This is a genomic window from Ekhidna lutea, from assembly GCF_900188325.1.
Lineage (GTDB): Bacteria > Bacteroidota > Bacteroidia > Cytophagales > Cyclobacteriaceae > Ekhidna > Ekhidna lutea.
On record NZ_FZPD01000002.1, the window covers coordinates 298,505 to 318,714 of the forward strand.

General features: G+C 38.0%; 11 protein-coding genes. 3 read left to right on the forward strand and 8 right to left on the reverse strand.

Annotated features, from left to right (window positions below):
* Positions 1 to 4: 4 nt before the first annotated feature.
* Together CHB71_RS05175 and CHB71_RS05180 are read right to left on the reverse strand one after the other, a co-directional pair.
* On the reverse strand, positions 5 to 946 hold the full coding sequence (locus tag CHB71_RS05175; protein WP_089355837.1) for a PorP/SprF family type IX secretion system membrane protein: 942 nt from the start codon (positions 944 to 946) through the stop codon (positions 5 to 7).
* Entirely contained in the window at positions 943 to 7,278 is a 6,336-nt protein-coding gene (locus tag CHB71_RS05180; protein WP_144017336.1) for an FG-GAP-like repeat-containing protein, read from the reverse strand. Before CHB71_RS05180 ends, CHB71_RS05175 begins: the two co-directional genes overlap by 4 nt.
* A 75-nt stretch (positions 7,279 to 7,353) precedes the next feature.
* Between CHB71_RS05180 and CHB71_RS05185 the strand changes: the two genes are divergently transcribed.
* Positions 7,354 to 10,224, forward strand: a complete 2,871-nt coding sequence (locus tag CHB71_RS05185) for a caspase family protein (RefSeq protein WP_089355839.1) — start codon at positions 7,354 to 7,356, stop codon at positions 10,222 to 10,224.
* A gap of 80 nt (positions 10,225 to 10,304) precedes the next feature.
* On the opposite strand, the gene CHB71_RS05190 is transcribed toward CHB71_RS05185, so the two are convergent.
* The 6 genes from CHB71_RS05190 to CHB71_RS19290 all read right to left on the reverse strand — a co-directional run bounded on the left by CHB71_RS05190 (position 10,305) and on the right by CHB71_RS19290 (position 18,733).
* Positions 10,305 to 10,502 (reverse strand): cold-shock protein, encoded by a 198-nt coding sequence (locus CHB71_RS05190; protein ID WP_089355840.1) that lies wholly within the window; start codon positions 10,500 to 10,502, stop codon positions 10,305 to 10,307.
* A gap of 34 nt (positions 10,503 to 10,536) precedes the next feature.
* The gene (locus CHB71_RS05195) at positions 10,537 to 10,731 is read right to left on the reverse strand and encodes a cold-shock protein (protein ID WP_089355841.1); all 195 of its coding nucleotides are present in this window, start codon (positions 10,729 to 10,731) and stop codon (positions 10,537 to 10,539) included.
* Positions 10,732 to 11,019: 288 nt separating this feature from the next.
* Complete coding sequence (locus CHB71_RS05200) at positions 11,020 to 11,361, reverse strand: hypothetical protein (RefSeq protein WP_089355842.1); 342 nt, start codon at positions 11,359 to 11,361, stop codon at positions 11,020 to 11,022.
* A gap of 109 nt (positions 11,362 to 11,470) precedes the next feature.
* On the reverse strand, positions 11,471 to 14,095 hold the full coding sequence (locus CHB71_RS05205; protein WP_089355843.1) for an ABC transporter permease: 2,625 nt from the start codon (positions 14,093 to 14,095) through the stop codon (positions 11,471 to 11,473).
* Positions 14,092 to 14,427 (reverse strand): PadR family transcriptional regulator, encoded by a 336-nt coding sequence (locus CHB71_RS05210; protein WP_089355844.1) that lies wholly within the window; start codon positions 14,425 to 14,427, stop codon positions 14,092 to 14,094. Before CHB71_RS05210 ends, CHB71_RS05205 begins: the two co-directional genes overlap by 4 nt.
* 142 nt (positions 14,428 to 14,569) lie before the next feature.
* Complete coding sequence (locus CHB71_RS19290) at positions 14,570 to 18,733, reverse strand: T9SS type B sorting domain-containing protein (protein WP_089355845.1); 4,164 nt, start codon at positions 18,731 to 18,733, stop codon at positions 14,570 to 14,572.
* Positions 18,734 to 18,871: 138 nt separating this feature from the next.
* On the opposite strand from CHB71_RS19290, the gene CHB71_RS05220 reads away from it, so the two are divergent.
* Together CHB71_RS05220 and CHB71_RS05225 are read left to right on the forward strand one after the other, a co-directional pair.
* Positions 18,872 to 19,381: a hypothetical protein gene (locus CHB71_RS05220; protein ID WP_089355846.1), complete on the forward strand. Its 510-nt coding sequence runs from the start codon at positions 18,872 to 18,874 to the stop codon at positions 19,379 to 19,381.
* Between the two features lie 33 nt (positions 19,382 to 19,414).
* On the forward strand, positions 19,415 to 20,194 hold the full coding sequence (locus tag CHB71_RS05225; RefSeq protein ID WP_089355847.1) for an MBL fold metallo-hydrolase: 780 nt from the start codon (positions 19,415 to 19,417) through the stop codon (positions 20,192 to 20,194).
* The last annotated feature ends 16 nt before the right edge of the window (positions 20,195 to 20,210 follow it).

Here is a 20,210-nt window from a genome sequence, read left to right on the forward strand (position 1 = left end):
AGCTTTAATTTTTCAGCCGTTTCTTCCTAAATGTAGTGCTTTTTAATGGGGTGTCTTCAGCTGGATTTACTCTTCGGTAATACTGTTTATTTAAATCATAGCGAAAGGTAATTTCATGAGATGCACCCAGATCCTTTCCCTCATTACTAAGAACACGTTCCATCGAATAGCCAATGAGATATTTATGATCGACTCGGAATCCTAAAGACACTCCAGCTATTGATCCTGAACGGTAAGTAATACCACTAACTACCTGATCTTCGTAAGAATAAAAAATAGCAGCAGAAAGTACATCTCTCCCATCTTCAAATCGCTGATAAATTAACCTTGGCTCTGCAAGGTCATATCCATATCTGACAGGTACACGCCCATTGAGTGTTGTAGTTAAAACCCCTTCTAGCCTACTACTTTTATTACCCCAGATGCTGTTTAAATGGTGATATGCAACACCTATGTCCCCGTATTGATTCGCCACAATAAACCCAGAGCTAACATCCCAACTATTATCCGATTCTGAATTCAATAAAGGATCGTTCATATTTTGGACGAAAATATTCTCCCTGTCCAAGCGAACCTGAAACCATTCAGCCATTAGCCCGAATGAAATACGGAAAGATTCATTCAAGCTCATATGATACGCCCCAGAAGTCACCGCTCGATAGTTCTTAAAAACATCAAACTGCTCATAGTAGACATTACCTCCAACACCAACGCGATCACCTCTCAATAGGGTATGACCTGATAAATATGACATTGATTGACTGCTTTCTAGTCCCGTCCATGCTTGCCTGTAGGTAAATGAAACAGAACCACCAGAAAGCCCGGTAAATGCTGGATTTAAGCTAAATCCATCTGTCATAACTTGCTGAAAATTAGGTATTTGCTGAGCTTCAGCAGAATAAATAAATATGACTATTAGATGGATATATAATAAAAGCTTTTTCATCTGGTTATGATGGTTATTGGCTGCTTAATTACAGTTGATTGCTCATCTACTTTTAGCACACATAGATAAGTGCCCGCGGAAAGCGGTTTACCTCCTGAAGTTGCATACCAGTCATTGGCATACCCTTTTCTACTAAAAATCAATTCCCCAGCCCCTGAGTATACCTTAACACTATTTTCCGGATACCTCTCAATATTTTCAATGTAGAGGTAATCATTCATTCCATCGTTATTGGGTGTTATTACATTGGCGATTTTGACAGGAACATTGGTTGTAACAACAATATCCTTTACTATACTATCTGTGCAACCATTATCATTGGAAACAGTAAGCCTCACCTCAAAAGCACCAGCCTGGGAAAAGATATTTGTAGGATTTGACTCTGAAGAGGTATTGCCATCTCCAAAATCCCAATTCCATGTGGTCACAGATTTTGATGAGCTATCATAAAATTGAATCAAAGCGCCAGTTCCTGGGTTTTCATCCATAAAAAAGGATGCTTCAGGGCTACTGAGAACGTTCATTTCAATGCTATCCGTCCTATCATATATTGTATTTGTAACCCATAACCAGTGAGGTCCTGATTCCGTCCATGTAATAGTTACTTCATCATTATCTGCAACAAGTTCTCCTCCTGAAACAGTCCATTCATAATTCTCTGCAAAACGACTTGGGCTTACAAGGTGGGTTGATGATTCACCCTGACAAATTTCGAAAATTTGTTGCTCAATTTTTGGATCTACATTTATTTCAAAAGATGCTGACTGTGAAGGGCCCATTGTAGCCAGTTGGCTATCAAACGATTGCACGGACCACATGTAACTTCCGTCCGCTAAAGAATCAAGTACAACTTCGGTGGTTGAGATCACATCATCAATTCTAGTTCCGAGTGGGATTAAGTCCTGACCATCTTTTATCAAAGAGAAAGTGTAGTACAATCCATCTCGAGCAGTTTCTGTATCCAGTGCACGATCCCACGTCAATTTAACCTGATCATTAGTAACCGTATTGGCCAGGTTTTGTGGAATTGTAGGAAGCTCATTGGGGTATAGCAGGTTATTATAATGAATGTAAGAAACCGTATCACCCGTCGCATTCAGGCCACTAATCACGATTTCCAAATTGGTATCCCCATTCACATCGATCCAATGGACAGCTCCAAAACTTATGCCTTCATACTGGATCGGAAAGTCATCAAATTGAAGATCATTGTTTATCAAAATCTCTGTATAGTCTGGATAACTTATCATAATATCCAAATCTCCATCGCTATCCAGGTCTCCCATATCTGTGCTGGTTGCACCTATGGCTAGTGGAAAAACATCGAAAATGAAATTGGACCTGTTCACATACAAAGTTGCCTGGGTATCTAAATTCAGTGCCATGAAATCCATGTTTCCATCTGCATTAATATCACCCAGATGTGCTTGCGAAAAGGACGTTTCTAACAATGACCGATTATAAAGAACTGCATTATCATTACCGATACTTAAATTTTCATAAATATTGATCTGAGTATCTTCTGATATAAATACATCATGTTTTCCGTCATTATTTGCATCCATTAATTTGTAATCCAATCCCGGATATGCATCAAAATAGTCATATGCACCATTTGCAGTCTCATACATCCAGACGATGAATTCAGAAGGCTCAGCTACTATCAGTTCTTTAACACCATCCAGTCCCATATCTACTGCTTCTACCCTACTCGCATTGATGCCTGTAATCAATATTTCTCTGCTGCTTTCCGGAGTATTGAAATCATAAATCACCTCAACTGTGGAAGGAGTAGCTAATAGTATATCCATTGATCCGTCATTATTCAAGTCTTCCCACCCGGCATATGTCACACTTGTAAAATCATATGCATTCCGAACAAACTCATCTGCACTTTGATTATAAAGTGCGTAACCGTTAGCCTCTTTTACCAACATGTCATATTGGCCATCTGAATCGAAATCTGCCCCACTCTGAGCATCCATAAAGATTCCTTCGAATGGATTTGTTTGTCGTTCAAATGTTTCGACTTCAAAACTGAGCTCCTCACTAAATGGGCTCGTAGCATAGCCATTATCTATCGTTTGTACAGCCCAGTAATAAGTGCCGTTTTCAAGATTGGTAACAATAAATTGTTCTACATGACCAGCATTTCCCTGATCAATCAGTTTTCGGGATCCATCCGGATGGGAATACGGATAAACAATGGTATCACTTTCAGAGCGTACATAAACATTATAGAATAACCCATTTTCATGTGTTTCGGCATCAAATGCCTTATCCCAATAAATTGTTGCTTCATCAAACTCAACGATTGAAAAAAGATTGCTTGGAGCAGAAGGTGCGGTATTGATTTGGCCATCGATTTCCTCAATATCTGCCATAAACCACGAATCATCTCCGTTGAATCCTCCATTACCTGAAAGCAAATGATTGATTTTACCATCTCCATCAATATCATAATAGACACTCCACGCACTGTAATACTCTAACCTTCCGAAGTGGCCTGTTTTATAATATTCTCCATTAGAGGACTGAGGAAAAAAATTACCTTCTGGGTCAATTAAATCCGATTTTCCATCAACGTTTAAATCGATGATTGATAAAGATCCACCCTGTTGACTAATATAAAATGGTTCAGTTAGTGATCCTTCATCGTTTATAGATATGTATCCCTCTCCGACCATATCGATATACTCATCATTGTTATAATCAATGAATCCATCCACTGGAATAGATCCGGATCTAAGACTTGTTTTTGAGAAATTATTTGGATCAAATCCATCTTTACTCCCATAATAAATTATATAGGCATCATTAATGTCGTCAAAAGCAAAAGCATCTAACCAACCATCATTATTGTAATCTCCAATTTTTCTCAAAAATCCTTCAATAGGAATGGAATCATATTTAACAAACTTTTCTCCATTGTTGTGAAGTATCATAATCATTATGCCTGATTCTCCATAGGCATCATCAACCAAATCAATATCCCCATCTCGGTCAATGTCAACCAAAAAACGTGTTGAAACATTTTGAATTCCATTCGAGTATATCGAGTCGTACTTATAGGAGTTTTCACTTTCCCATAGCGCTATTCGTCGTTGATTCTCTGTTGCGGAAAAATCTTGATAGATGATATCTAAATTTCCATCATGATTAATATCAGACAAACCGATTATAAAGCTGATACTCCCATTTACTTCAAGTAAAGAAGTCTCTAAGCTAAGTGACCCATTTATATTATTTAACAGACTAAGTTGCCCATCCACAACCTGCAATAAGTCAATGTCACTGTCATTATCAAGATCTGCTGCTAATATGTTGCTGAGATCTATGTAATCATTGGAGTTTATAACGAAATCATAAGCATATTTTTCATGCTTATAAACGTTCCATTCTGAAAATTCACTACCTGCCAGGGCTTTATTGATTGCCTGCACCCGCCAGACATAATATCCTTCTTTTAGGTTAGATAATTGGTGAATATTTGAAGTTGCTGAATTTCCAGACCTCCAAACTTTTCTGAAACCATCATCAAAAGCCATAGGGTGTATTAATGTCGACTGATTCAAAGAATCATAAAGCGGAGCATACAATACCTCGACATTATAAGAGTCAAAAGGTAAGTCATAATCCCAGGTTAATATGAGTGTGTCAGATTGCATAAATGAGCTCTCATTATATGGTGAACTCACATCTGTAGCAGGATTACTTGTATTTAGGTATTTAGCATTTCCATTAATTGCAACCAGATCAAGATCCAGATCTTGATCCAAATCTGCAAAGTGGACAACACTTGATTCAAACTGTTGAATGATTTCCAAAGCGTTTGCGGAATCATTTTTAATCAGATATGATTGTTTAAAGGCCTCTTCACCGAATAGCAGAATTCGATATCCTGCTATGACGTCAGTGAAGTTATCGTGATCCACATCACCCAGTTCCATATAAAAATCACTCACATGATAACCTGAATTATCATCGACAAATGGCGAAGAGAGAATGGCTTCTGATACTTTTTCAAATTGATTATTTTCATTCTCAAAATATTCAACCAAAAGATCTAAAGTGTATACCCCTTGCTCGATATCAATGGGTGCATAAACCCTGCTGAGTAGAATCATGTCCACATCACCATCATTGTTAAAGTCGGTCAATAAATGTTCATAAGATTCTCTAAAAACATCAGGTGCTAATTCAGGTATTTGAAATCCTGTACTAACAGGATTAAAATTTTCTTCTTGTCTTTGATATAATAAATCACCATTTAGCAAATGATACATATCATTAATACCATCCATATTCAAATCTCCAAACGCAACATATTCTGAAAAGAAGGAAGATCCTTTAGTATGGGTTAGATAGTCTTTCGGTTCGGATATTTCATTTCTGATAACACCCTGAAAGTATTGATCCTGCCCCATTGGAAAAAGGTCATTAATCCCGTCGAGGTTAAAATCGAAAACATCCATTCCTAGTAAGAACTCATAAGAAACATCTACTTCTTGCTCAAAGAAATTCTGTCCATCGTCATTAATATAAACACCTTGCTCATTCACAATATCCAAGAGCTCATCGTTGGATGTTTCAACAATTTTTGAGATAAATAAAGCCCGATCCTCACTGTAAGAAGTTTCTTCATATTTTCCATCTCTAAATACAAATGCCCGTTCATTGTTTAACCCATTGGCATTTCGTAAATCACTAATAACTAATAAGTCGGCTTCTCTATCATTATTAAAATCACCGACAGCAACGTCTTTCTTAAACCTAATATTCTCATCTTCGATAGATAGAACTGAAACTTCATATGGGCTAAGTGTAACAGGAAGCTCTGAGACTACATTAAAAGTAGATTCAGTACTAAAATCTGATAACTGTCCATTGGCCTTAAAGGCCTGAACAGACCAAAAGTACTCGCCAGCAGGAAGTTGCTTCACCTTCACAATTGTATCGCTTTTAAACCCCGGCCAACTCACTTGAGTGGTATTATCCGAAAAATTGACGGATGGTTGAATAACATACCCTGTGGGTCCAATAAGCGAAATATTGAAAGCATGTGATGTGTCATTTGGGTAGCTCCACATGAGAGTCACATCATTATTGTCAACCTCAGAAGTAAGCAATGCAGGAACTGCAGGCATAAAGGATGGGTACCCACCATCATTGCGAAGGATTCTGGTCGAGTAATAGTCATTATCCAGCGATCCGCAAACGGCTAAATCCACATTATCATCTCCGTTAATATCTCCCCAGGCTGCAGCAAAGCGTACGTTAGGTAACAATTCTGCTACATTAAAAGTGAAATCACCAGTGTTCTGATAAACCATTGCTTCTGGCTCATCCCCGGCGGATTCATTAAGCCCTGTAATAACAAAATCTAATAAGTTATCATTGTTAAAATCACCTGCTTCAATGTCTCCCCAATATGAGTTTCCTATTGTATCAACCAGGTTAAAATCTCCGGAACTATTAAAGTTATTCTCATAGATATAAACTCCATCAGACTCAGCATCAAAATCATATCCAGAAGCAAGTAAGTCCTGATCTCCATCATTATCAAAATCACCCCATTCTGTGGCGGGTAAGTACAATGTTGTGAATTCATATGCTTCATAGAACACACCGCCATCATTTATCAAGAGTTTGGCCACTAATTCGCCAAAGGCAGTTTGGCCAAAAATGGAAACATCTAAGTCTCCATCTATATCTACATCTACAAATTTGGCATCTCCATTATACAGGTTATCTGTGAATTCTATAGGTGTAAAGACATCATTACCATCATTTCTAAATAGTCTTGTTTGCACCAGCCCCTCTTCGTAACTGGCAACTCCCATCCCAAGTAAATCAAGATCACCGTCGTTATCATAGTCACCAAACTCCAGGTTCCCTCGGTCCATACCAATATTTTCATCGTTCACTGCCACGAAACCTTCACCTGTGTTCTTATAAATGATTAGCTTAATTTTTCTATTACCACTCGCGTCTAAATCTTTGGTTAGTCCGGTTACCGCAAAATCCACCAGTGCATCTGAGTTGTAGTCACCAACTGCAAGTGATGGTATGGAAGATAAGCCTTCCAACCCAAGGTTGAATGCTGGCTTAAAATTCCCAACGCCATCATTGACACTAATTCGACAAACAGGTTCATTATTATCAAAACCCGTAACAAGTAAATCCAGATCCCCATCAGAGTCAAAGTCAATGAAAGCTACATCACCAGCTGCTTGTGGGATTTCTGCAGATGTGATATCAGTGAATTGAGCGCATGTAAATTGAATTGAGAGTCCAAAAAACAATATCAGGCAGAATCGTATAAGTTTCAATGTCTTGGCGGTTAGAACTATAATATTAGGAATATTTTCTAACTTTTCATTCGACAATTCGACAAACCACCAAAGATGAACAGATATATAGTTTACTTTTCAGTCATATTATTTTGCCTATTTGCTTCTGCGCAAAATAAAACATCAATTCTCTTAAGTTCTACCGGGCACACAGGAAAAATAAGAGATCTGGGATTCATATATGGCACTAACGAGCTAGTGAGTGTCAGTGAAGATAAAAGCCTGAGATGGTGGAATATCGAGGAAATGTCCCTTAAAGAAAAACGATATCTACCTGATATCATTGAAAGATCTGGCTCCAATTATGCCATTGCAATTAATGAAAATCTAAATCTGGTTGCAGTGGGATCTGCCTACAACACATTAAAAGAATATGCGCCTGTAACTATCATAAACAATAGCAATAAATCGATAACCAAAACCTTAAATGTTCACCAAAATAATATTGTTGCGATAGCGTTTCATCCTACCGATCCACTGCTTATAAGTGGAGACGAATCCGGAAAATTAGTTTTGTGGGATGTTTCAGATGTGCTCTCCCCTACAGAAATCAATGCCATAAATCTCTCAGATAAGATTAATGAAATTTCATTTCATCCATCACAAAACATCATAGCTGTGGCTACAGATTCTAAGCTTATTGAAATCATCGAATATGACCCTACAAACAAAAAATTAAAAAGCAATAAACCAATATCCGGCCATTATCTTGGGGTTAATAGAGTTTCATTTTCATCCAATGGGAAGTACTTGATTTCCGGAGGGCAAGACGGTTATGTTATCATATTTAGTCAGGAAGGAAAAGTATTAAAAAAAATAAGCGGGCTTGGGCATGAGATTACAAGCCTGGCCATCACAGACGACTCTGAAATGGCAATAGCGATGACAAAGGTTAGCGGTATGGGCAGAAGTTATACACTTCCTGAAGGCATTCCCATCGCGGAATTTAACGGTCACAGCAATACCGTTTATGATGCTGTGTTTCTAAAGGATGAAAACAATAATTACCTGGTAGCTTCAGCTGGTGGCCTTGAAAATGAAATATTGATTTGGAATCCTATCAATGGAACATTGAGTGGTAAAATAGGCAATGGAAGTGCGGCTGTGCACAATTTAGAATTTGTTGATAACAAACTACTTATCAATCAAACATCAAACCGACAACAATATCAGTATAGTTTTGATCTGACGGATTTGGTAATTACACCTAATCCTGATAATGTGATTTCAAAAAATAATAAAGAAGACATAAAACAACTCACCCCCTATTTATTAAAGAAAGGGTCAATAAATGTTAAGAATGATAAGGATATCGATGGCCGCATTTTAAGCTATTACTCAACTGCTGATGAAGGCATTCTTGTTGGTAGTGATTTTACGCTTAGCCACTACGATAAAAATGGTGAGTATGTGGGCTCCCTTATAGGTCACACAGGTGGCGTTCGATCAATTACATCAAATAAAAAGTACTGGATTACTGGTGGTGAAGATGAGGTCATTCATTTCTGGTTAAAAGAAAAGTATGAAGATGGACCTTTTGCTAGTCTGTATATAAAAGATGATAATGAATGGGTGCTATGGAGTGCAGATGGTTATTTCGCTTCTGCGGGTCAGGGTGCTGATCATTTTGGTTGGCTCAAGCCTTCATCTGATGACTTTCAAGCCTTCTTTAACGGAAGCCAATTCTTCTCTATACTCTTTCGTCCTGAGGAAGTACAGCTTTCCCTGGAACAAGGAATTTCAGTCGAGAATATATTGAAAGCCCAAGGAGATCGTATTTTTTCGATAAATAACATTCAAAGGCCTGCAGTAGCACTTCTCGAGCACCCTTTTTCGATCGATGAAAATAATCGGAGTTTTTACTTGATTTCTAATGGCGAAGTGTATCAGTCTGATGTCGCAAAAATCACCCTTCCTGTAAAAGCAATCGATGGTGGTTCCGGCATCAAAGAAGTTGCCGTCTATCAAAATCAAAAATTAATTAAAAGCCATCAAATATCTTCTGATGAAAGAACATTGAATTTGGAGTATGAAGCAAGTCTTCTCCCCGGCATCAATAAGTTTTCAGTAATCGCAATAAATTTTCAGGGAATTGAATCCCGCCCAGATCAGCTTTCAGTAAACTATACTGGTAGTGCAATTGCTACTGGCGATTTACATGTATTCAATATTGGTGTGAATAATTACAAAAACTCCTCATATAACCTCAATTATGCAGAACCTGATGCTAAAGCTTTCCTTGAGAAAATTCAGGCTCAATCGGGTAATATTTTTGAAAATGTTTATGCGTATTCAATGTATAATGAGGAGGTCACCAAAGCTAATGTGATTGCAAAGTTCCAAGAAGTTATAGCTAAAGCAAAACCTCAGGATTTGTTCATATTCTATTATGCAGGTCATGGAACAGTTGACCTGGAAAGCGAATTCAATGATTACTATCTGGTGCCATATGATGTTACTCAGCTCTATGGAAATAATGAAATGCTCAAAGAGCAGGCAATTTCTGCTCAGGAACTTAAAAATATGTTGGCAGAGGTAAGTGCGCAAAAACAGCTTATCCTTTTAGATGCATGTCACTCTGGTGGTGCTGTAGAGTTATTTGCCATGCGAGCGAGTCCACAAGAAAAAGCGATTGTCCAATTGGCTCGAAGCTCAGGAACTGTATTACTTTCGGCTAGCGGTACACAACAGTTCGCAACGGAGTTTGATGAGTTAGGTCATGGGGTGTTTACTTATGCACTATTACAGGGCCTGGACGGAGATGCTGACGGGGGTAATAAAGACGGGAAAATAACAGTGAACGAACTTAAGGCCTATGTAGAGGATCATATACCGGAACTCTCCAAAAAGTATGGTGGTTCTGCTCAATTCCCAACTGGTTTCAGCACAGGTCAGGATTTTCCAATCAGTGTTAAGCAAAACTGATTAACCAGAAATAAAAAAAGGTGATTCTGCTAAGCAAAATCACCTTTTTATCAACAGCTTTTAAAGCCCGTGAACCGAAATTAATCGTTCACCAACTCTACATTCACTGCGTTTAAGCCTTTTCGGCCTTGCTCAGTTTCAAACTGAACGGTATCATTTTCTCTGATCTCATCAATAAGTCCATTGACGTGAACAAAAATATCTTCATTAGAACCTGAAGGTGTAATGAACCCAAATCCTTTTTCTGTATTGAAAAACTTAACTTTTCCTTCTTGCATTGTATTATTATTATCGATTCTTAATTACTGAATATCAGTCGATTCGCTCAACGTTTACAGCATTTAAACCTTTTTTTCCTTCTTCTACTTCGAAAGCAACCATGTCATTTTCCATGATCTCATGGATTAGGCCACTTGTATGAACAAAAATGTCCTTACCGTTATTACTTGGAGTAATGAATCCAAACCCCTTTTCACTGTTGAAGAATTTAACTTTTCCTTCTTGCATTGTATTTATTTGATTGTATTAAAAATTCTATTTAGCCTAATGAACCTTCTTTGACACTGAGGAAAAATCCGGACGCATTAGAAAATTCAATAATGAAGGAAAACGTTTGAATTTGACGTATGTCAAATCAAATTGAGTGGGAAACGTTGGAAGGAAATTCTTTTAAGGAAAATACTACTTATAACGGATACTACCTACTGTGTGGAACAGCGTACTTACTTTACTATTGATCCATCGCTTTGATGAATGTTGCAAATGTAGTCTATTATTTTTTCAAAAAATAAAAATTTACAATAAAGTCTTCTCAACTTGAATGATAATCTTTTTTTGCCTTGCTAATTCTTCTTTAAGAGCGATAATGAAGGTCGGGATTCTTTCCCAAAGATCCTCATCCCTCGATCGTGGCATGACAGTTAATACATCATTCATTGCCATATGCCCCAGGCTGGAGCGCATACGGTGAAGTGTGTTCCGAGCAAAAACACGATCCTTTAGCGAAATAGCTTCAGCTAATTCCAATAAATCTCTTTCGAGTCCCTCAATTGTAATCTTTACAATATGTAGTACTTGATCTGCATCTTCGCCTAGTAGATTCGTCAGAAAAGGATAGGCATCTTTAATTCCAATCATTCATACTTCTTTATAAACCTCCAACTGAGCGAACCCAGGAAATGTTTAACCAGATAGCTACAATTTATGAATTAAAAGTCTTAAATATTTAATCACTTAATGCATCATATCATTCGTTCCGAAGAGATTCTACCGGATTTGCTTTTGATGTTTTAATTGCCTGATAACTCACAGTCATTATAACAATCAGGAAGGCTAGAATTCCTGCGGTGAGAAAAGGAATTGCATCCAGGGTCACCCTATAGGCAAACGCTTCCAACCATTTATCGAGAATAAAGTATGCAATAGGCCATGCCAATAATGTAGCTATTAGTACCAACTTGATAAATGATGCAGATAATAGCAGTGTCAGGTTTGACATGGATGCTCCTATAACCTTACGTATGCCAATCTCTTTGATCCTGCGCTGCGCACTGAATGAAGACAAACCATATAAACCCATACAGGCAATGATAATGGATAGAATAGAGAAAACACCCGTCAGTTTCCCCAACATGGCTTCAGCGGTATACTGCTCCTTTAGTGTTTGATTCAGTAAATGAAATTCAAAAGGGGTTTCCGGAACAAACGAAAACCATTGATTTTCAATATAAGCAAGAGTCTGCTCTATTTGACCACCTTCCACTCTCAAAGCGATATATCGAGCCGAGAAAGCCAGATTATCTAGGTTATCAGAAACTTTTTCTAAAATGAATGGCCCCATTTCATGATGTAAAGAAGCAAAATGAAAGTCCTCTGTTACTCCCACAATTGTTTCATCACCTATTGATTTTCCTATAGCTTCTTCAGCCGTCCATCCAAGCAGTTTCGCCAGGGTCTCATTAATAATCACCGACTCCTCAGCATCTTGTTTGAATGTATTTTGATAATCACGACCAGCCGCCAGCTTTATTCCCATGGTTTGAAGAAAATCTTCATGAACAACCAGTCTTGGAATTTGCTGTGCGTCCTCCCCCTCTACTATCTGATAAGAACCAGTCTGAAACTTCATTCCGGGCACATCTTCCACAGTGGTAATAGACTTGATTTCCGGTCTATCCAGAAGCTGGGTTTTGAACGAGTGATAATGCTCCATGATTGGTGATCGTAAAGAAGGCAGTAGCACAACCCTCTCTGCATCAAAACCTAACGCTCGGTCACGCATGTACTGAAACTGTCTGGCAGCTACTATGGTACCGATAATCAGCACTATAGATAAAGTAAACTGCCCGATCACCATCCATTTGCGAATAGAGAGCATACTCAAGCTTTCATTGACACGACCATTTTTGATGACCTGAATGGGTTGAAAAGACGACATAAATACTGCCGGGTAAATACCACCAACAAAACACATACCTAGAAAAATGGCGATCGTCTCCCACGGTTGAATTGGCAGGCTATTTATATTTAAAATAAGCTCCTTCCCTATTAATACTTGTATTAACTCAAGCAAGAAATACACCATTGGAATGGAGATTAAAACCGCAATGAAATTGGCAATGATGGATTCGTTCAGTAATTGACCTATCAATTGAATTTTCTTTCCACCCAGCACTTTTCTTACGCCTATCTCTTTTGCTCTTGTGCTTGCTCGCGCGGTGCTCAGGTTCATGAAATTGATATAGGAAATAAGTAGAATAAAAAATGCGACTGTGGTGAAAATGTACACATATATGATGTTACCATTAGGCCCCATCTCATAATCCAGATTGGAGTATAGATGAATGTCTGTCAATGGTTGCAAAAAAAGCTTCACCCGATCTTTACGAGACTCAGGAAAATGCTTTTGAACAAAATCCGGAAATTGTGCCTCCAGTACTTCAGGTTTTACATCCTCATCAAGTAAAAGGTAAGTCCAGCTAGGATTCCATACCCAACTTTTTCTTAATCGATTCCTCATCACCTGAGGGTTATCCAAAGTGGAAAACGAGATCAAAAAATCAAACTTAAAATGCGTGTTAGCTGGTATTTTACTGAATACTCCAGACACAATGAGGTCATGTTCTCCTTCAAATCGCAGCGTCTTCCCAATCGGATCGGCTTGCCTGAAATACTTTTCAGCCATCTCCTGACTCAGAATGATTTTATTAGGACCATTCAGTGCTAATTCCGGATTCCCTTCAATCAGATTGAAATCAAAAACACGGAAAAAGGCATCATCAGCAAAGTAAATATTTGGCTCATTGAATTGCCTCAATGTTCCATTATCAGAGTGGTAAGCAAGCGCAAGAGTAGGTGCCTGGAAATTAAACAAACGAACGGCCTCTTCTATTTGATCCGGATAATCCAAAAGCATAGCCTCAGCTAGCGGTGTTGGGGCGCTTGTGGACTCCTCTCCTACATCATTGACTTTACGAATATCCAGTACTCTGTGAATCCGATTAGCTTTTTCATGCCATTTATCATAAGATTTTTCCTCCTGCACATAAAGCATTAATATGACAAAGCAGGAAATTCCCAAAGCGAGACCAAGCAGATTAAGTGCAGAATGCCCCAGGTGTCGGTGTAGATTGCGGAAAGCCAAAATAAGCGAATGACGAAATAGCAACCACTTATACTGTAAGCTATGATACACAAATGATGGTGATGACAGTAGCACCTGATACCAGAATAATAGAACAGCCACTCTCCTTCCTCTTTCCTGAGTCGTCTTTTCAAAGTACTCTTCAAAGTCACCAATAAGCAAATCTTTTCTGCGCTCAGGCAATATGAGTTCCAGCCATTTCTCTCCTAGTTTGGGGATTCTGTTCATAACAAATTATTTTTTTTCAGTACTACTTCAGGAAGATTCCACAGTGATTGCTGCATCTCCCGTGTTTTTCTCAAAATCTCAATACCTTCTGCTGTCAGAATAAACCGCCTTCTCGGTCTTCCCATTCGTTCCTTTGTCGGATTTTCATCCTGAACATCCAGGTAGCCTTTTAGAACTAGGCGATCGAGAGGAACATAGATACCACCTATTGAATATTGTTTCCCAGTTTGCTTTTTCACCTCTTCTCTTATCTGCATTCCATAAGCTTCATCCTGAAGCCTACAGACCATTAGTAGCAGCATCTCTTCTGTTCGTGTAAGCAAGTTGTCCATTTTGATTTACTAGTTTTTCTGTGTTATAGAAAAAGTAAATTAATCATACGGATACTAAAAATAAAAGGTTGTTAAAAAATTAAAATGGAAATGATTTTTAAGGTACAAGATCAAATAGGCCGCTATCAGTAAAGGGAAAATACTACCTGATCAAATGAACAAACCCGTTCAGTTCATGTGTGTCACATGAATTTCCATATGTCAGACTCCAGAAGTACACACCACTGGACATACCAGCTCCTTTCCATTGAAAATCATGGTTAGTAGTCTGGAAAACCTTACTCCCTGCCCTATTAACAATGGTTAATTCAAATCTCGATAAAGGATATACCAGTCCATCTGCAAAAAAGTAATCATTTAATCCATCGTTATTCGGTGTGAATACATTCGGTATAAATAAGTCGTCTTTCTTTAACACATTGATTTCAAATGTCTGACTTGTTTCATAGGAACAGCCATTTATTTCGTAATAATACATCAGTTCATAAACTCCATTCTCCAAGTCGATTGGGTCAAATACCGGTTCGCTGAAGGTAAATGAAGTGTTCTTTATTTCAAATGTGCCTCCCAATGGTGATGTCAGCAAGTCTACTTTTTCCGAGACGTCACAAATATTTTCAATTGGTTCAAATGTCAAATCAAAAACTTCCTGATTAATGGAAATTGTGTCGCTCAAGTATTGACATCCACTTGATGAAATCGATCTGCAATAAAAAGATCCTTCTTGATTAGCTGTTATAATTTGATCATCAGAGTATAATTTATAATCTTCAAACCCATCCAAATCTGCGTACCATTGAAATTCAATCATATCCTCATAATCATTTGATATACTTAACTCAATAGATTCTCCCATGCATAATTCGTATTCGTTCTGATAATTCAGCTCAGATTTAGAAATATCAAATTGGACATTCACTGTATCACTATCAAAAACGCAACCATGACGAATGAATTGACAAAAATATAAGCCCCCGGAAGCCACTTGTATGCTGTCATTAGAAGAAAACTCAATAAAACTTAGATTAGATGTATCCTCACTATAATACCAACTGTAACTATCCATCTGGGTTTCAGAATTTAGCTGAAGTGTGAAAGTCTCTCCTGTACAATATGCCACATAATCTTCATGACTCAGTTCTGTTGATTCATCGACGGCCACAACTTGAAAGAATTCGGGTTCAGAGTTGCATGCAGGGTTTAAAGAAATACCATAATAATAGCCAGGTGCTTTAGCTACAATTCGGTTTTCTCCATTCCATATGAACTGTTGAACGTACTCATCATCGATTGTATTTTTAAAAAACCACTGGTAGTCATGAGAAGTTTTATCAGACTCAATGAATATGTCTACCGAGTCATCCAAACACAAGTATTGCAACGGGTTGGAGGCATTTATTATAACCGGTTTTGTGTAAACATCAATTGTAGTAGTGGATGTGCATTCACCGTATTGATATCGAATTGAGTAAGATTTTTCATCTAATGCTGATGGGTCAAAAATGCCTTTTTCTGAATCAATTATACCTTCTCCGCTCCAGATGCCTCCTGAAACAGGATATGCGATCAAATCAACGCTACCACTTTCAATGCACATTGGCGGAATATCCTCTTCTATCGATCCGACTTTTTTGTACATATAAGCAGCCCCCGACCTGTCTCCATTATCCGTATCTGCAAGTGGAGCATTCACTACGACCTCCAGGAAATTTTTTGAAATACTTGCTCCAAACCCATCCAATGCTTCTCCATCGTCCGGAATAATCCGACCAACTTCATTAACTACTTCTTCACTTTCATCAATGAATGCTCTATCAAACACATAAACCAAACCTGGTTCTTCATCCTCTTTATTGTAGGCATCTGTATATCTTCTTCTGAAAAAGGAATGAGGCGCACCGACTAGTATATTCTTGCTATCTATATAAACCGAGTTGCCAAACATACCATCTACAATCCTATCCTTTGGCTTTAAAATACTTGTGTGGTTGATATCCCCATTCCAACCTCCTACTGGCATTTTAAAAAGGTATGCTCGTCCACTATGAGCTCCTAAACGTTCATCTCTTTCACCAAAAGGCGCCCCCACGATAATATATTCACCGTGCAAATCGATATCGACACCAAAATTATCAAACTCTTCTACCGGATAATTACCGTCCAATTCTTCTCTGTCCGGCAGTAAGGTCGCTGTTTCATTCCCACTTCTCCACTCTTCACCGGGGTTTCGCTTAAAAAGCAAAGCTTTATTCCCATATATTGCCGAGCCGGCTATAATAAGCGTGTCGTTCATGAAGATGGGTAACATACCAATGGCATCTCTAGTATACCTATCTGACGATTGTAATGTGGCCTGATGGTCCCAACCTCCTGTGTGGTTTTCTTTAAATATGTAAATACTTCCTTTGTAATTGGAACCACCGAAGTACCGTTGACCAACAGCTAAGTATCCGTTATGGTATGTTAGGGTTCTCCCAAATTCCCTATTAGAATAGCTATCATTTTGACTCAAAACAGAAACTCCCGTTTGCTCTGATTCTACTTCCGGATCTGAGGCTATTAATACATTACCCTCCGAAAGGTTTTGAAAAAACACTCCTTCATTCTCTGCTTTTTTATGCTTGTCTGCTGAAGCTTGATTGTTCAAATAGTTGAGGGCATCTGGTGAGATTATTTCATTGATTAAATGCCATTTCTCGTTTCTTTTTTCAAACTGAAATACTTTACCCATCGCACTCACCACTCTTGATCCATCAATGGCCAGACTATCATAAAATGGAGCCGAAACAAATAATTGTTTTTCGTTTACATCCACAGCCAGGCCAAACCCCTGATTAGATTGTATTGTTGGTGAATATATTTTCGAGACCTGTTTCCAGGTTAAACCCTCGTTTTCTCTTTCATAGATATTTACAGCGCCGCTTGAAGAACCTCTGTCATCATCCAAATGAGTACCTACAGCACCCACAGATTTATAGAAGGCACTCGAACTTGCAAACTCATCGCCCGATGCAGTATTAGAATATTGGGTCAGGACTTGATCTGGAATGCTTCTTGAGCTGTCCAAAGGTGTCTCGAGCAACACAGTGTTTACTTCACTGCCAGTTGTTGTATAGTTGGAATATCCAAAATCATTTGAGTTGTAAACGAAATGCTTTGAATTGATATCCATTTCCCACCCATATCCTCGCTCCAGATCGGGAAGTTGTAAAAAAAAGTCCGGCTTCTCTTTGGCTTTAAGCGTGTCATCTAGCGAAAAAACACTCATTATTCTTTCAGCTGGCTGAGAATGTATCAAGTACTTACTACTAGCAGATATATTATCGTTGGTAGACCCAACAGCAGGAGTTGAATAGATCACACATTGATTTGTCTCCGTCCATTTATCTTCTTCTTTTTGATAGACAAAAACTTTAGATGTACCTGTCCCTTCAGGGCTGTCATCGCGTAAGCTGCTTACAAAAATATTATCATCAACAACATCAACGGAGGTGCCAAAACCAATTTGATTTTCTAATGGTGGAATTAATTCATGAGATAGTTCTTCCCAACCGGCTACAGAATCATAATTGTATACAATACTAATTCCGCTAGAATAGTTTGGCCTACTATAAAAGCCAGAAGATATAACTAAAAAATCATCCTCAAGATTCAAGTGAACTTGTGTTTGATAGTTTCCATCATCATACTTCAAGCCATCATATGCATGAATTAATTCTGCAAAATCATCACCAAGGCTATAGATATTGCACTTAACTTCATGATGATCTTCAAAATAATAACCATAGCTATAATATAAAGCAAGAAATTTGTCAGAGACATCAAAATTCACACGTGTCCCCCAAAAATCATCTTCAGCCACAACAGGAACCGGATCAATAACATAGCTTTCATTCTGTGTAACCCAGCTTTCTACGGAATCTTTTTCAAATACATAGACTTTTTGGTACGCTACTCCTTCCGGAGAATATTTGGTCCCACTAATAGCTATTATATTCTTATTTGCCTCAATTCGCTGACCGAATCTCATCCCATTGGATGGATCAGATGGAGTCAACTCAGCAATCTTAGTCCATCTGTTGGCTTTGTACTCATAAACGAAAACCAATCCATTTGCATAAGCAAGTGAATCATTTGAGTCGGAGGATGTGATTAAATAATCGTCTTGTATAACCACCTGTCTTCCAAAACCAGTGAATAAGTCAATGCTTTTTGGAGGGAACATTATGAGGTCATCATCGAGGCATTGGGAGAACAAATTTCCGAATGGTGATATGATTAGAATAAATAGGTAGGCTAATCTCATTTGAATCCGTGAAATTAGAAAAATTTATCAGCAACATTGAAAAAATCATTTTTCATCGAAACCTTCTCCTGCTACTTTGTTTAATCTAGTATCAAATAGTATTTTTATTGCATACGTAACTAACCAACAACCCATATCATGAAGCATATTGTAGCGTCTATTCTTATTTCCTGTTCGTTTTTCACCTATTGCCAGAACGAAAATATCGTTAAAACTATTGATGACCTAACGGCTAAATGGGACAAGCAAGCTGAAGAGCTAGGCACCTATGCCGGTATGAAATATTATTGTACCTCTCAGGTTTACAAAGACAAAACGATTGGATTATTAGATAAAATCCATCATTATGACACTTTACTATATCAAATAGTAAGTGAAAAGTATGCGGACAGTAATGATAAGGAGGCAGAGGAGACACTAGCGGAAATTCTTACCGTAGAAACCAAGTATACTACCCCAAATTTTAAATCCTTTCTGGAGGAAGAATGCCTCAAGTTTGAGGAAGTTGGAGAAGATTATGATAGAAACAGCAAAAAATATTTTAAAGAGATCGAAAAGCTTGAAAAAGAGTTGTCTAGTTATGTTAAAAACATAACTGAACGAATTGACCTTATCGATGAACACATACATCACCTGAAACTTGATTAATGTAGCATCGTTTGATTAAGGAGACATTCATTTATGCTTTTCCTTACGTTTATTCTAACGTTACTAACCCCAAATCAGGACTCATTAAGTGTTTGGTACATGCACCATAGTGGATGGATGGTAGAGACAGATAACCATCTGATAATATTTGACTACTTCCCGGATGAACTTGATGATAAAAATAGAAATTCTGTAAGTAGTTTATTGAGCCAAAAAATTGAAGATGTAGATAAGCCTGTGGTATTTATCATCAGCCACAGACATAAGGACCATTATTCAAAAGCAATATATCAGTGGAAGGACCTGGATCGTGTACGCTATGTTTATGGGTGGGAATATGATTCTGATGTCGATTCTTTTATAGCAGCACCTCCCGGAAGTCAAAATTTAACTGCAGGAGATTTGATGATATTAAAATCAATCCAATCGACCGATCAGGGCTCTGGATTGTTAATCGCTGTTGATGATATGGTTATTTTTCATGGTGGGGATCATGCACAATGGGCAAGTGAGTATAAAGCACAATTCCGATCAGAACTGGATAAAATTGCAGCATATGATGGTGAAATTGATCTTGTGTTCATGCCAATTTCACGAGGCACATGTGGTGAGGTAACTCCTGATTTAACTGAAGGGATTATTTACGCACTTGATAAGTTGAAACCTAAATACTTCTTCCCTATGCACGTCAGGTGTGTGGACAGAATTCCGCTTTACAAAAGTTTTACGGATGGAATTAAGGATAGATTTCCACTTGTTCAATTTCGATATGGAATATTTCCGGGAAAAGCTTTCACTATAAGTTTGAAATAATCACAGAATTGCATTG